The sequence below is a fragment of the Silanimonas sp. genome, assembly GCF_044377035.1.
Lineage (GTDB): Bacteria > Pseudomonadota > Gammaproteobacteria > Xanthomonadales > Xanthomonadaceae > Silanimonas.
On record NZ_JBILJW010000004.1, the window covers coordinates 151,196 to 165,410 of the forward strand.

Below are 14,215 nucleotides of genomic sequence, written 5' to 3' on the forward strand. Positions count from 1 at the left end.
GAAACGTTGGGAAGGGCGGAAGGAGGAATGCAGAGGCGAGGGAGAGGGCGTTGGAGTGCTAACCGGTGGTGATCGCCCCGCGGCTGGCGGAGGCGACGCTGCGGGCGTACTTGGCCAGCGCGCCGTGGCGCACGCGCGGTTCGATGTGGGCGGGTTCGCGGGCGCTGAGGTCGGCGTCGGTGCGGATCTCGCGGGCGTCGACGTCGATCACCACGCGGTCGCCGTCGCGCAGCTGCGCGAGCGGGCCGCCGCGCGCGGCCTCGGGGCTGATATGGCCGACCATGAAGCCGTGGGTCGCGCCGCTGAAGCGACCGTCGGTGATCAGTGCGACGTCATTGCCGAGGCCCTGGCCCACCAGCGCGGCGGTGACGGCCAGCATCTCGCGCATGCCGGGGCCGCCGGCCGGGCCCTCGAAGCGGATCACGACCACGTCGCCCGGCTGGATGGCGCGCGCCTGCACGGCGGCGAAGGCGGCGTCCTCGGAATCGAACACGCGCGCCGGGCCCTCGTGGCGACGGTGCTTCGCCGGCAGCTTGCAGATGCAGCCTTCGGGCGCGAGGTTGCCGTACAGCACCGAGTAGCCGCCATGCGGCTTGAGCGGCGACGCGAAGCCCGGCACCACCTCGGCGGGCGTGATGTCGCCGGCCTCGGGCGGGTTCGCCATCGCCGCGTCCACGGCCGCGAACAGCGTCTGGCCGGTCATCGTCGGCGTGTCGGTGATGCGGCCGGCGGCGCGCAACTCGTCCAGCACGCGCGCCGTGCCGCCGGCGGCATGCAGCTCCACCGCGGTGAAGCGGCCGCCGGGTTTCAGGTCGGCGATCACCGGCGTACGCGATGCGGCCTCGAATTCCTCCAGCGGGAAGGGCACGCCGGCTTCATGGGCGATGGCCAGCAGGTGCAGCACGGCATTGGTCGAACCGGCCGTCGCGGCCACGGTGATGGCGGCATTGCGCAGGGCCTGTGCGGTGATCGCTTCGCGCGGGCGGCGGCCGGCACGCAGGGCATCCATCGCGAACGCCCCGCAGCGGAACGCGGCCGTGCGCTTCGCCGGGTCGGTGGCCGGGATGTCGTTCAGGCCCATGGGCGACAGGCCCAGCGTCGTCAGCACCATGGCCATGGTGTTGGCGGTGAACTGGCCGCCGCAGGCGCCGGCGCCCGGGCAGGCGCGGCGTTCGATCTCGCCCAGCTCGGCGTCATCGATGCGTCCGGCTGCATGCGCCCCGACCGCTTCGAAGACCTCCTGCACGGTGATCTTCTTCGCCTTGCACACGCCCGGCTGGATCGTGCCGCCGTAGAGCACCACGCCCGGGATGTCCATGCGGCCCAGCGCCATCGCCGCCGCCGGGATGGTCTTGTCGCAGCCCACCAGCAGCACGACCGCGTCGAGGCAGTGCCCGGTCACCGCCAGTTCGATCGAATCGGCGATCACCTCGCGCGAGGGCAGCGAGGCGCGCATGCCCGTGGTGCCCATGGCGATGCCGTCGGTGACGGCGATGGTGTTGAACTCGACCGGCGTGCCGCCCGCGGCCTGGATGCCCTCGCGGGCCGATTGCGCCAGTTCGCGCAGCGTCAGGTTGCAGGGCGAGATGTCCGACCACGTGTGCACCACGCCGACCAGCGGCTTGGCGATGTCGGCGTCGGACAGGCCGGTGGCACGCAGCATGGCGCGAGCGGGAGCGCGGGACGGGCCGGATTTGATCTGATCGGAATTCACGGGGATGCGGGCGATTTCGAGGCTTCGGGGATTTTTCGAAGGCCCTGAAACGCGAAACCCCGCACCGTTGCCGGTGCGGGGTTTTCGTTTCGGACCTTGTTGTTGCGTTCTAGGTCACGTCGATCCCGCACCGGTTAGGGGGCTAATAAGAAGGACGACGACAACAACCGCGATAAGTGCGGGGACAACCGCGACAATCGCGACGTCACGAACCGCGGCCGGAAGGGCCGAGGTGGTGCGCGCAGCGAAGGTCGGGGTGGTGAAGTTCATGGACCCGACAAAACCACGGGCATTTCGGCGCTGTCAACACTTTGTCGTGATGTGGGCCGCATTCGAGTGAAGACTCGGCGCCAAGTCATTGATCGAAATGGAGAGTTGTTGCCGATAGAACTGACGGCTCCACCGCAGATTTCGCATCCCGATGGCCGACATGCGCGGGTTGAGTCCTGTGTCACGACCTTGTGGGCAGGGCCGCCACCATCCTTGGCCTGCCCATAAGCCCGCATCGATCGGTTCGCCATGGCTCACCACCTCGCCGCCACGCACTCTCTTCCGCTGTTTCCTCTCAAGGCCGTGCTGATGCCCGGTGGGATGATGGCCTTGCGCGTCTTCGAGCCGCGTTACCTCGACATGGTCAAGCGCTGCGCACGCAAGGGCGAGAGCTTCGGCATCGCCTTGATCATCGACGGCCCGGAAGTCGGCGGCCCGGCGCACCCCGCAGAGATCGGCACCGAGGCGCGCATCGTGGACTTCCACATGCAGCCCGGAGGCATGCTCGGCATCGCGGTGGAGGGCGAGCGCCGCTTCGCCGTCGCCAGCACGGCCGCGCAGGCCGATGGCCTTGTGGTGGCCGAAGTGCGCTGGCTGCCATCCACGCCTCGCGTTGTCGTCGAGCCGCAGCATGGGTTCCTCGTCGATCTGTTGAGGCGGATGCTCGAACGTGCCGGTGGCCCGCACGCTTACGCCGACAACGCCAGCTTCGACGACGCCGGCTGGGTCTCGTGCCGACTCGCGGAACTGCTGCCGCTCGACACCGACCAGCGCCTCCATCTGCTCGAGGAAGACGACCCCTCGCTGCGCCTCGACGCCGTGCTGCGCTGGCTGCCGCAGCTGGCTTGAGGCGTCAGTCGGCGGTGCGCGGCGCGCGCAGGCGCAGCACGCGGCCGTCGTCGCCCACGCGCAGCGTCGCGGTGTCGGCGGCCACCCGGGCAAACGCCGCGCTCTGGTCGTCCTGTGCCGCCCAATACCTGACGAAGCCGTCCCCGCGCAGGGCGAAGCGCAGCGTCTGCGCCGTGCCCAGCCATAGCGGTTCGTCGCCAAGACCGAGGGAATAGGGCGCCGGCCACAGGCGCAGCACCTCACGCTCCTCTGGAGCCGCCCCGGGCCGCACCATCAGCAGGGCTTCGGAGTGGCCTTCGTGCGTTGCCGGCATGATCGCCAACGTCGTCGCCGTGGCGTCGTCGTTCAACATCATCAGCAGGCCGCGCCAGTCGGCTCGCGGCAGCGGCGTCCACCCTGCCGCGCGGAGTTGCTCGACGAGGGGGGGCAGGTGGCCGGCGTACTGCACGTTCAGGAGCCAGGCGTCGCGACTGCGCAGCTCGTTACGGCGGGAGGGCAGGTCGAGGTCCGCGTCGCCACGGATCCAGCGTTCGGCGTCGATGGGCTGGCGCTCGATCGGCGGGTCGAAGGCAGCAACGAGGTCGTCCGCCGAGCGCGTGGCATGCCAACCGCCCACCAGCAGCACCAGGCCGAAGAAGATCGCCGCCACCGGGCGCACCCAGAACGAGCGCACCACGCGCCGCCGGTAGGCGATGCCTAGCGCGGTGATCCACAGCAGCCCGAGGCTGGCGCCGGCGAGCACGTCGGAGAGCCAATGCGCGCCAAGGTAGAGGCGCGAGAATCCGAGCAGGCCCACCAGCAGCGCCGCCACCACGTAAGGCCATACACGGCGCCGGCCGGGCATCTCGCGCGCCACCAGCACGGCGAAGAAGCCATACACCGTCGTCGCCAGCAGCACGGATTGCGAGGGGAAGGAAAACCCGCTCACCGCCGTGGCCGCCGGGGGTTTCGGCAGGTCGATCAGCCACCCCAGGGCCCAGGCGAACACGATCGCGAAGCTCGGTGCCGCGATCCAGTGCCAAGCGGCGATGCGGCGCTTGCGCCAGAAAAGCCACGCGGCCACGGCCGCCACGGCAGGACCCAGCACGATCGGGTCGCCCAGCGTGGCGAGGAAGCCCATCACCGGGTCGGCCAGCGGATGCCGCAGCCCGAACATCGTCTGGTGGACCACGAGGTCGAAGCGCGACGGGGCCTCGCCGCCGCCCACGGAAACCAGCAGCTGGAAGAAGCCCCAGGCGCCGAAAAGCAGCGCGACGGCAAACACCAGCAGGGAGGGCGATTCGCGCCGGTTCGGATCGATCAGGGCTTCGGAATAGCGGCCCATCACCGGATGGCGGTGCGACCAGTCGAGCAGGCGCACGAGCAGGCCATGCGCGCGCGGCGCCAGCCAGCGCCACGAGTACAGCACCACGGCCCACTGGGCGGCGACGAGCACCAGCACCAGGCCGATGACGATCGCGAGCCGCCCCGCCACCGCGGCCACCAGGTCCAGCGAGGCGCCGAACAGCCAGCCCGGTGCCAGGAACGCGAGGGCCCACAGCATGGCCGCCAAGCCCGTGGCGAAGCAGTACTTCGGTGCCGGCATCCGCACCATGCCGGCGATGGCCGGGATGAAGGGTCGGATGGCGCCGACGAAGCGCCCGATCACGAGGCTCTTCATGCCGTGCCGGCGGAACGCGACGTCGCCGCGCGCCAGCCACTGCGGGTTCTGTGCGAACGGCCAACGGGTCTTGAGCGAATCACCGTAGCGGCGTCCTGCCAGGTAGCTCACACCGTCGCCGCAGAAGGCGCCGAGCGCCGCGCAGACCACCGCATAGGTGCCGTCGATATGGCCGAGCCCCACCAGAGTGCCGACCGCAAAGAGCAACGGCGTCGCCGGGATGGCCACGCCGATGATCAGCAGCGCATCGCCGAACGCGATCAGGAAGATCACCACGCCCGCCGCGAGCGGGTGGCGTGAGATCCAGTCGAGAAGGGCGTCCCAGCGGATGGAGTCCATCCGGCGATTATAGGTGGGACGCCAAGGCGCTCGGATGACGTTGCTGCGACGCGTCACGCCAAATCCTCTCCGCCCGCGGGACTCGGTACTCTTTGGCCTCTCCCATCGGTCGACCGCGCGCATGCCCAGCCTCTCCGGCAAGACCCTGCTTATCACCGGTGCCTCCCGCGGCATCGGCCTGGCCATCGCCCTGCGTGCGGCCCGCGACGGCGCGAACGTGGCCATCGCTGCCAAGTCCTCGGTGCCAAACCCGAAGCTGCCCGGCACCATCCACAGCGCCGCCGCGGCGGTCGACGAGGCCGGCGGTCAGGGCCTCGCGATCAAGTGCGACATCCGCGAGGAGGCCGAGGTCGAGGCCGCTGTCGCCGCGACGGTCGAGCGCTTCGGCGGGCTCGACATCCTCGTCAACAACGCCAGCGCCATCTGGCTGAAGGGCGCGCTCGACACGCCGATGAAGCGCTTCGACCTGATGAGCCAGGTCAACAGCCGCGGCAGCTTCCTCTGCGCGCAGAAGGCCTTGCCGCACCTGCTGAAGTCGGCGAACCCGCACATCCTCACGCTGGCACCGCCGCCCAACCTCGACCCGAAGTGGTGGGGCCCGCACACCGGTTACACGCTGGCCAAGATGGGCATGAGCTTCGTCACCCTCGGCCTCGCCGCCGAGTTCGGCCCGCAGGGCGTGGCTGTCAATGCGCTATGGCCGAAGACCGTCATCGCCACCGATGCGCTGAACATGATCCCCGGCATCGATGTGTCCGGCTGCCGTACGCCGGCCATCGTCGCCGACGCCGCCCATGCGGTGCTGTGCCGCGAGGCCCGCGGCTTCCATGGCCGGTTCCTGATCGACGAGGACGTGCTGCGCGAGGCCGGCGAGACCGACTTCGCGCGCTATGCCGTCGATCCGTCGAAGCCGCTGTCGCCCGATCTTTTCCTCTGACAGCACGCTCGGGAACCGGATCCGCCCATGTACCAACCCGCCCTGTTCGCCGAAAACCGGCCCGAGGAATGGCATCGCCTGATCCGCGAGCACCCGCTGGGGATGCTGGTCACCGCGACCGCCGCGGGGCTCGAAGCGGAGCACCTGCCCTTCGTGCTCGAAGCGGAGCGCGGCCCCAGCGGCACGCTGCTGGCCCATGTCGCACGCGCCAATCCGGTCTGGCGCGCGGTGGGCGAGGGCGATGCGGTGATGGTCGTCTTCCGCGGCGTCCAGGGCTACATCTCGCCCAGCTGGTACCCGAGCAAGCACGAGCACCACCGCCATGTGCCTACCTGGAACTACGAGGTCGTGCACGTGCATGGCCGCATCCGGGTCCTCGACGACACGAACGCCGTCCGCGGGGCGGTGGCGAAGCTCACGCGCCAGAGCGAGGCGGGTGAGCCGGTGCCGTGGAAGATGGGCGATGCGCCGGCCGATTACCTCGCGTCGGAGCTCGCCCACATCGTGGCCATTGAGATTGCGATCGAGCGGATCGAAGCCAAGCGCAAACTCAGCCAGAACCGCGACGAACGCGACTTCAACAATGTCGTTGAAACCCTGGAGCAGCGCGGCGAACTCGCCTTGGCCGAGGCGATGCGCGGAGCGCGACCGGCGGGTAGCTGACGCTCCTCTCCGTTCCGTGGTCCAACGAAGGGTGGTTGGCGTGCAGGTCATCCAGCACGCCACGGTGATCGGGATCGAAGGAGCGTCAGTCCCCGTTCTCGGTGGGAGGGACTTGCGGAACCGGGCGGAGGGCGTTCCGGTCGACACCCTGCGCGGCCAGTCGATCCAGCAAGGCCTCGTAACGCGTGGGCTCCATGGTGGGCTCGCGGCCGAACACCCATGCCAGCTTCCGGTTCGGCGTCACCAGCGCGGCGCCCCGGTAATCGTCGTCGACATGCACGACCACGAGTTCGGTGGAGAACGGCCAGACGAACTGCACCTTCCATCGTGCGCCGGCGCTGCCCGGGATCACGGTGGATATGCCTCCCCACCGCTTGTCGTCTTCGCCGAAGCGGTCCTTGTAGACGAAGTCGTTGTCGATGCGGCCGTCCGCCCTCAGACGGTACTCGTCCCGCGTGGCGACCTTCCCCTCCTCGAAGAAGTAAGGCACGTGGGCGATGACGTACCACGTGCCCATGAACCTCGGGAGGTCGACGAACGGAGCGGGGGACAGTGGAGCCATGGGGCGGGGCTCCTTGCCGGCGCAAGCAACCAGCAGCAGGGCGGCGGCGAGCACTATCCATTGGAAAAGGCGCGTCTTTTCTCGCGGCGGATGGTTCATGCGGGGTTCCTGCGTTTTCGGTCTTGGGGGTTCATGCGGGTTGGACGGTGCAGCCAACGAGGGCTTCCCGGGCGGCCGTGTCGAGGGTGGTTTGGTCGGCGGGCGTCGGCGTGGGCGGGAAGTCGATCCTCACCTGCATCGGCGCCTCGCCTGCGTCGTCGCGAAGGTTCGACAGGCCTTCGAACCAGCGCAATCGCTTTGTCTGGCCGTCATAGGCCACCCGGATCGATGGCAGCAGCCATCCGAACCAGCCGCCCAACTGCAGGCGGAAGGCCTGGAGTTCGGGCGATCCGGAATCGATCGGCGACACATCGAATTCATAAGCCCGAAGCCGGGACGGGACGAGGAAGCGCATCTCAAGGGTCTTGCCCTGCGTGAGGGGGGCCCAGTAGCCGCGGACCCACTCGTCGAAGCCGGCATCGGCCACGAGGGGGCCCGAAGGCAGGAGTCCCGACGCTTCGCTCCCACCGGGCGGCGTCCAGCGCACACGGGTGCCCGAAGCGGTCTGTTCTGCGCCCTCGCGATAGCCGCTGCGGGCATCCTCGAGTTGGAACGATGGTGCCGAGGGCGTGTCCGCATACCGGACCCACTTCCGCGCGAAGGCCTGGCCGTCGAGGCAGCGGTACATCACGAGCCGCTCGGCCGGCTCCCCGTTATCGAAGCGGACGATGTGCTGCTCGCGGAACAGGACCTCCCGGCTTTCCAGGTCCCGAGCGGTGGCGATTTCCTGCTGGATCGTCGCGGTCGCCGCGGCCGGCAGCAGGGCGAGGATGGCGAAGGCGACGTGTGTTGTTCTGGTCATGACCTGTGTCTCCACGAAGGGCGCCGGATCAGGAGGCGCGGTGGGTGCGCGGTGGAAGGGGGAAGAAGGCGCTGACTTCCTGCTGGTAACGGCGATAGTCGTCCCCGCGGGTCCGGAGGGCCTGTGCTTCCGTCCAGGGAATGCCACTCACCCGCCATAGGAAGGCGAACATCAGGAGGGGGCCGGCCAGCGCCAGCCAGGCCAAGGGCCCCGTCGCCGCCAGCGCGACGTAGGCGAACCAGTGGACCCATTCGAAGAAGTAGTTGGGGTGCCTGGACCAGGCCCACAGGCCGCGGCGACACGTGCGGCCCTTCTGCGCTGGATCGCGACGATGCGCCGCCAGCTGGCGATCGGCCAGCGTTTCGCCAGCGACGGCGATCACCCACACCGCGGCAGCCGCCCAGATCCAGACGCTGTCGATGCCTCCCGCGCCAGCCGCGGCGGCAACGAAGGGCAGCGAGAACAAAGCGATCACTAGGGCCTGAAGCTGGAAGAAGGCGAACCAGCGCGGCGCGCCGTTCCCGATCGCCGCCCTCATGGCCTGGTAGCGACCGTCCTCGGCCTCCCCGCGCACGCGGTGCCAGAGGAACCGGAACAAGCGGAAGCCCCAAAAGCCGCCGAAGAGGGCCACGAGGACGCGGGAGGCCAGGCTGCCCTCGCCCAGCACGCCGGCCATCACCGCCGCGACCGCCATGCCCAGCGCCCAGAACACGTCGACGTAGCCCATGTTCCTCTCCCGCCTTGCGTAGAGGAAAGCAAGGCTCATCCCCGCCGCGGCGAGGCCCCAGATCAACATCACGATGCCGAGGGTGCTCATGCGATGGCCTCCCGCTCGTTCTTCGCCAGATGCTTGTCGATGCCGTACAGCAGCGGGATCGCCACGCCCCAGCCGATCGCGATGGCGACGAGCCCTTCCACCATGCCGTTGTCGAAGCGCACGGCGCCCGCGACCGACGCTGCGCTGGCGTAGGCCAGCGGCCCGCCAAGGACCCCGAGGGCCGCCGCCGCCCAGGGGCGGGTGGCCAAGGCCGCCATGGAGTGCGTCAGCGTCAGCGCGAAGCCCGCCCACAGGGCGAGGATCCAGGGAGGAGCGATGTGCCGGACTTCGCCGGCGGCCGCGTAGGTCAGGAGGCCGCTGGCCCCCAGCGACCCATCGAGGACCAGGCCGACCACGAGGGCGCTCGCGAGGAGGCGGACGTCCCGGCGTCGGGTGGGCGAGAACTGAAGATGGGCCGCGGCATACAGCACGGCAGCAACGGGTCCGGCCCATGGCCACCCTTTGCCGGCACCGATGACGCAGGCCCACCAGACGGCTTGGAAGCCGAGAACGTTGAACACCAGCCAATGCATTGCGAGATCTCCGTCGACACCCGGTTCGTCGGGCACGGAGGCATCGTCGCTGCGGCGGTTCCGGCCTTCGCGATGGGCCGGTGAAACCATGCATCAGCGGTGGCGCGGTCTCATCAGCGGTCGACGCGCGCCGGTCGCCATTGGCACCAGCGGCGCCTCGCGCGTGAAGCCGGGGCGAACCCGGGGATGCGCGGCCGCCTGTGCGTGCGGCGCCGCACGCGGACGGTCGACGACTGGGCCGCGCGACCCGTGCGCTCAGCGCAGCGCGTCGATCCCGTGCTGCAGGTCGGCGACGAGGTCGTCGCCGTGCTCCAGGCCAACGCTCAACCGCAGCAGCCCCGGTGGCGACACCGGGTTCGGCCCCTCGACCGAGGCGCGGTGTTCGATCAGCGATTCCACGCCGCCCAGCGAGGTGGCGTTGGTGAACACTTCGACGGCTCCGGCGAAGGCCAGCGCCGCCTCGCGACCGCCTTTGAAGGTGACCGAGACCATGCCGCCGAAATCCGACATCTGGCGCGCCGCGATGGCGTGGTTGCGGTGGGTGGGAAGGCCGGGCCAGTAGACCGTCTCGACGGCGGGCTGGCTGGCGAGGAACTCGGCGACGCGCCGCGCGTTCGCGCAGTGCCAGGCCATGCGCGCTGGCAGCGAGCGCAGGCCGCGAAGCGTCAGCCAGGCCGAGAATGGCGCGAGGATGTTGCCGGTGATGTGCCGGCGATGCGCGGCCTTCTCGAACAGCGCATCGCGCTTGGCGAACACCAGCGCGCCCCCCATCACGTCGCTGTGGCCGCCCATGTACTTGGTGGTGGAGTGCATCACCACGTCCGCGCCCAGCGCGATCGGCCGCTGAAGGGCGGGCGTGGCGAAGGTGTTGTCCACCGCCAGCAGCGCCCCGTGCTGCTTCGCGATCGCGGAGAGTGCGGCGAGATCGGCGATGCGCAACTGCGGGTTCGACGGTGTCTCGGCCCAGATCATCCGCACGGCGGGCGTCATCGCCGCGGCCACTGCGGCGGCATCGCATTGGTCGACACGACGCACGGTCACGCCGCGCTCGGGCAGGAACTCCGCGCCCAGCGAGCGCAGGCCGGCGTAGCAGTCCTCGGGGATCAGCACTTCGCTGCCGGCCGGCAGGCATTCGAGCGCCGCCGTCATCGCCGCCATGCCCGAACCGTAGGCCAGCGCCGCATCGCCACCGTCGAGCGCGGCCAGCGCGGTCTCGAGGCGGTCCTGCGTCGGATTGCCTTCGCGCTGGTACTCGTAGCCCGCCAATCGTTCGGCGGCCGGGCCATGCTTGAACGTGGTCGACAGGTGCAGCGGCGGGGCCACGGAGCCGTTGTGGGCATCGGCTTCGCCGCCCGCGTGGACGGCGAGGGTTTCAAGGTGGAGCTCAGGGCGCATGCACGGGTTCCAGGTCGAAGCCCCGGCGCAGCAATTCACCGGCGAGCTGCGGGGGCGAGGTGTAGTGGATCGCGTCGAGACCGGCGCTCTGGGCGCCCGACACATTCTCGGTGCGGTCATCGATCATCAGCGCCGACGCCGGGGAATAGCCGAGCGTCGACAGGCAGGCATAGAAGGCCTGCGGGTCGGGTTTGGTGAGGCCCAGCTGGCCGGTGGTGATCATCCGGGTGCCGAACAGGGGCCGCAGCTCGGGGAAGAACTTCGGCAGCTGCCGTCCGAGCCACTGGCCGTTGTTGGTGAACAGCGCCAGTGTCGTCTGTGGGGCGATGCGCTCGGCCAGGCCCAGCACCTCGCGCCGCAGGCGCATGCTCTGTCGGCGCGCATCGATGAACGCGTCCAGCGGAATGTCGAGGCCGTGGCGGCGACGCACGGCGTCGAGGTAATCCTCGAGACCCAGTTCGCCGCGGTCGTTCTTCGTCTCCAAGCCGCTCTTGAACAGGGCGTCCAGCACGGTCGCGGGGGCTGCGCCCACTGCGCGCGCCAGCACATCGACCCGGCGCTCGCGCTGGTACTCGACGAGCACGTCGTCGAGGTCGAACACCACCAGCTTCGGGCGCGGCCTTGGCGTCATGCGGCCGCGGCGACCTCGCGGAAGGCGGCGCGCGCGGCCTCCAGCGTGTGCGCGACCTCTGCGTCGCCGTGCGCGGACGACACGAAGCCGGCCTCGAAGGCCGACGGCGCGAGGTAGACGCCGCGCTTCAGCATCGCGTGGAAGAAACGGTTGAAGCGCGCCGTGTCGGCGGCCTTGGCCTGTTCGAAACTCGTCACGCGCTCCGCGGTGAAGTACAGGCCGAACATCGCGCAGACATGGCGGGTCGAGAACGCGACGCCGGCCTCGTCGGCGGCCGCCTGGAAGCCGGCCACCAGCGTGTCCGTCGTCCTCGCAAGCCCTTCGTAGAACCCGGGCTGCTGGATGATCTTCAGGGTCGCGAGCCCCGCGGCCATCGCCACCGGGTTGCCGCTCAGCGTGCCGGCCTGGTAGATCGGGCCGGCCGGCGCGATCTGCCGCATCAGCTCGGCGCGGCCACCGTAGGCGCCCACCGGCATGCCGCCGCCGATGATCTTGCCGAAGGTGCTGATGTCGGGCTGTACGCCATACAGCTGCTGTGCACCGCCGAGGGCGACGCGGAAGCCGGTCATCACCTCGTCGAAGATCAGCAGAGCGCCGTGCTTCGTGCAGAGTGCGCGCAGGTGTTCGAGGTAACCGGGCTCCGGCGGAATGCAGTTGGCGTTGCCCACCACGGGCTCGACGATGACGCCGGCGATGTCGGTGCCCACTTCGTCGAACAGCGCGGTCGCCGCGGCGAAGTCGTTGAAGGGCAGGGTCAGCGTCAGGTCGGCCAGCGCTTTCGGCACGCCCGGCGAGTTGGGCAGGCCGAAGGTCAGCGCGCCGGAGCCCGCCTTCACGAGGAAGCTGTCGCCGTGGCCGTGGTAGCAGCCCTCGAACTTGACGATGCGGTTGCGGCCCGTGGCGCCGCGCGCGAGGCGGATCGCCGAGAGCGTGGCTTCGGTGCCCGAGTTCACCATGCGCACCATCTCGCAGCTCGGCACGATGGCGGTGATGGCTTCGGCCATCGTCACCTCGAGCGGGTTCGGCACGCCGAACGAGAGACCGTCGACCATCACCTCGCGCACGGCCTCGAGCACTTCCTCGCGCGCATGGCCCGCGATCATCGGGCCCCAGCTGCCGATGTAGTCGACGTAGCGGTTGCCGTCCACGTCCTCGATCCAGGCGCCCTTGGCGCGCTTGGCGAAAAACGGTTCGCCGCCCACCGACTTGAAGGCGCGCACCGGCGAATTGACGCCGCCGGGCATGAGGTCGAGGGCGCGGGTGTAGAGGGCGTGGCTGGTGTCGGTCTTCATTCGTTGAATGGGGTCAGGAAAAGGAGGCGGCGTCCGCAGGGCGCCCGGCGACCGCCGGAGTGCCGAGGAACAAGGCATAGAAGCGGCGCGCCGCGGCCAAGGGCTCGGGCGCATCGAACACCGCGCCGACCACGGCCAGCAGGTCGGCACCGGCGGCGACGAGGGGCGCGGCATTGTCCGGCGTCAGGCCGCCGATGGCCACTCGAGACCGCCGCAAGGGCGCCGCGGCGACCAGCAGATCGGGTGTCGCTCGCCGGCTGGTCGCCTTGGTCCGCGTTGGAAAGAAAGCGCCGAAGGCGATGTAATCGGCGCCAGCCGCGACCGCGCGCTCCGCGCGGGCGAGCTCGTCGTAGCAGGAGGCGCCCAATACAAGTCGGGGTGCCGCCCGTCGGGCCTCTGCCAAGTCGCCATCGTCCTCACCGAGATGCGCGCCGGCCGCGTCGACGTCCAGTGCCAGCCGCCAATCATCATTGATGACCAGCGGCACGCCCGCCGCATCGCAAAGGGCCTTCAGCGCACGCGCCTCGTCGAAGCGCCGCGTGGCGTCCGCGCGCTTGTTCCGGTACTGCAGCAAGGCCGGTTTGGCCGGCAGCACGGCGGCGACGCGTTCCACGAGTCGATCGCTGTCGTCGTCGTCGGGCGTGATGAGGTAGAGGCCGCGCAGCGTCATCGCCGTATCGTACTCGTCAGGACGTGTGCGGCGTGGCAGGCTTCCTGCATTCCACGAATCGTCCCGAGACCATGTCCACCTCTGCCGCCTACACCACCTGGGTCTGCGTCGTCTGCGGGTTCATCTATGACGAGGCCGAAGGGCTGCCGTCGGAGGGCATCGCCCCGGGCACGCGTTGGGCCGACATCCCGGAAGACTGGCAATGCCCGGAGTGCGGCGTGTCGAAGGCCGACTTCGAAATGGTCCAGGCCTGATCCTTCCGTCGGCTCAGGGCTGACCGGTCTCAGGAATGCCGTCCGAGAAGGTGATCAGGTCACCGCGTTCGAGGCCTAGGGCGTCTGAGCGCCCAGCGTTGAGCTCCAGCACGTACTTGGCCGGCCCGCGGCTCGGATAGTTCGGGCAGCGGTCGCCCGCCGTGCAGGTCGGCACGCCGCGCTGGATCGACACCAGTTTCCGATCGGCATCGAAGTAGAGGATGTCGAGGGGGATCTTGGTGTTCTTCATCCAATAGGCGAGGGGCGCCTCGTTCTCGTGGACAAAGAGCATTCCGTGCTCGGCCGCCATCGACTCGCGGAACATCAGGCCCCGCGCGCGCTCGTCGAAATCGTCGGCGAGTTCGACATCGAAGCGTTGTCCGCCCACTTCCACCCAATGACGGCCGCCCGAGCCGCTGCATGCGGTGGCGCCGAGGATGGCGCCCAGGACGAGGAAGCTTGCAGCGAGGCGGAGGCGCATGGGAGGTCCCGGTCGATAGGAGCCTCCGATTCTAGGGTGGCGCGGCATTTCGCCCGCTAAGGAATGAACGATTCATCGCGCCCGCGCATTCGTTCATTCAAGAGGCTTGCAATGCCCCATGTCGGTTGCCTATAGTTCGCGCCCCTTCGCAGGGTGGCTCGGAAACGAGCGGCGCGGCGGAGGGGGGGTTGAGAAGAAAGTTTCGCTTTACGGTGTTGACGAACTTCGAAACTGCTGTATAGTGTGC

General features: G+C 69.5%; 15 protein-coding genes. 4 read left to right on the top strand and 11 right to left on the bottom strand.

All coding sequences use genetic code 11. The features are described from left to right. Positions 1-58: 58 nt before the first annotated feature. Positions 59-1,663 carry a dihydroxy-acid dehydratase gene (locus ACIQ6S_RS03565; protein ID WP_397607164.1) on the bottom strand — a complete coding sequence of 535 codons (1,605 nt, stop codon included), beginning with the start codon at positions 1,661-1,663 and terminating at the stop codon, positions 59-61. Between the two features lie 570 nt (positions 1,664-2,233). Here ACIQ6S_RS03565 and ACIQ6S_RS03570 point away from each other — a divergent pair. Then, positions 2,234-2,833 (top strand): LON peptidase substrate-binding domain-containing protein, encoded by a 600-nt coding sequence (locus tag ACIQ6S_RS03570; RefSeq protein ID WP_397607165.1) that lies wholly within the window; start codon positions 2,234-2,236, stop codon positions 2,831-2,833. Positions 2,834-2,837: 4 nt separating this feature from the next. On the opposite strand, the gene ACIQ6S_RS03575 is transcribed toward ACIQ6S_RS03570, so the two are convergent. Next, positions 2,838-4,832 (bottom strand): VTT domain-containing protein, encoded by a 1,995-nt coding sequence (locus ACIQ6S_RS03575; protein WP_397607166.1) that lies wholly within the window; start codon positions 4,830-4,832, stop codon positions 2,838-2,840. Positions 4,833-4,953: 121 nt separating this feature from the next. On the opposite strand from ACIQ6S_RS03575, the gene ACIQ6S_RS03580 reads away from it, so the two are divergent. Together ACIQ6S_RS03580 and ACIQ6S_RS03585 are read left to right on the top strand one after the other, a co-directional pair. Further along, complete coding sequence (locus tag ACIQ6S_RS03580; protein ID WP_397607167.1) at positions 4,954-5,769, top strand: SDR family oxidoreductase; 816 nt, start codon at positions 4,954-4,956, stop codon at positions 5,767-5,769. Positions 5,770-5,796: 27 nt separating this feature from the next. Then, positions 5,797-6,432, top strand: a complete 636-nt coding sequence (locus ACIQ6S_RS03585; RefSeq protein WP_397607168.1) for an FMN-binding negative transcriptional regulator — start codon at positions 5,797-5,799, stop codon at positions 6,430-6,432. A gap of 85 nt (positions 6,433-6,517) precedes the next feature. Here ACIQ6S_RS03585 and ACIQ6S_RS03590 read toward each other — a convergent pair whose 3' ends face one another. From ACIQ6S_RS03590 to thiE, 8 genes are all read right to left on the bottom strand, one after another. Then, on the bottom strand, positions 6,518-6,994 hold the full coding sequence (locus ACIQ6S_RS03590) for a lipocalin family protein (protein WP_397607169.1): 477 nt from the start codon (positions 6,992-6,994) through the stop codon (positions 6,518-6,520). A 130-nt stretch (positions 6,995-7,124) separates the two neighbouring features. After that, positions 7,125-7,895, bottom strand: coding sequence for a hypothetical protein (locus ACIQ6S_RS03595; protein WP_397607170.1), 771 nt, complete (start codon positions 7,893-7,895; stop codon positions 7,125-7,127). A gap of 28 nt (positions 7,896-7,923) precedes the next feature. Beyond that, positions 7,924-8,712 (bottom strand): DUF1295 domain-containing protein, encoded by a 789-nt coding sequence (locus ACIQ6S_RS03600; protein WP_397607171.1) that lies wholly within the window; start codon positions 8,710-8,712, stop codon positions 7,924-7,926. Then, positions 8,709-9,281: a DUF2878 domain-containing protein gene (locus ACIQ6S_RS03605; protein ID WP_397607172.1), complete on the bottom strand. Its 573-nt coding sequence runs from the start codon at positions 9,279-9,281 to the stop codon at positions 8,709-8,711. Before ACIQ6S_RS03605 ends, ACIQ6S_RS03600 begins: the two co-directional genes overlap by 4 nt. A gap of 219 nt (positions 9,282-9,500) precedes the next feature. Next, a complete protein-coding gene (locus ACIQ6S_RS03610; protein WP_397607173.1) occupies positions 9,501-10,640 on the bottom strand; it encodes a trans-sulfuration enzyme family protein in 1,140 nt (379 codons plus the stop codon). After that, positions 10,630-11,271 (bottom strand): HAD family hydrolase, encoded by a 642-nt coding sequence (locus ACIQ6S_RS03615; RefSeq protein ID WP_397607174.1) that lies wholly within the window; start codon positions 11,269-11,271, stop codon positions 10,630-10,632. Before ACIQ6S_RS03615 ends, ACIQ6S_RS03610 begins: the two co-directional genes overlap by 11 nt. Next, positions 11,268-12,563 carry a glutamate-1-semialdehyde 2,1-aminomutase gene (hemL, locus tag ACIQ6S_RS03620; RefSeq protein ID WP_397607175.1) on the bottom strand — a complete coding sequence of 432 codons (1,296 nt, stop codon included), beginning with the start codon at positions 12,561-12,563 and terminating at the stop codon, positions 11,268-11,270. The genes ACIQ6S_RS03615 and hemL overlap by 4 nt, the downstream gene beginning before the upstream one ends. Positions 12,564-12,576: 13 nt before the next feature. Beyond that, complete coding sequence (gene thiE, locus ACIQ6S_RS03625) at positions 12,577-13,233, bottom strand: thiamine phosphate synthase (RefSeq protein ID WP_397607176.1); 657 nt, start codon at positions 13,231-13,233, stop codon at positions 12,577-12,579. Positions 13,234-13,304: 71 nt separating this feature from the next. On the opposite strand from thiE, the gene ACIQ6S_RS03630 reads away from it, so the two are divergent. Next, positions 13,305-13,487 carry a rubredoxin gene (locus ACIQ6S_RS03630; protein ID WP_397572632.1) on the top strand — a complete coding sequence of 61 codons (183 nt, stop codon included), beginning with the start codon at positions 13,305-13,307 and terminating at the stop codon, positions 13,485-13,487. A gap of 13 nt (positions 13,488-13,500) precedes the next feature. Here the strand turns inward: ACIQ6S_RS03630 and ACIQ6S_RS03635 are convergent, their stop codons facing one another. Then, positions 13,501-13,968 (bottom strand): DUF192 domain-containing protein, encoded by a 468-nt coding sequence (locus ACIQ6S_RS03635; protein WP_397607177.1) that lies wholly within the window; start codon positions 13,966-13,968, stop codon positions 13,501-13,503. Positions 13,969-14,215 lie beyond the last annotated feature (247 nt).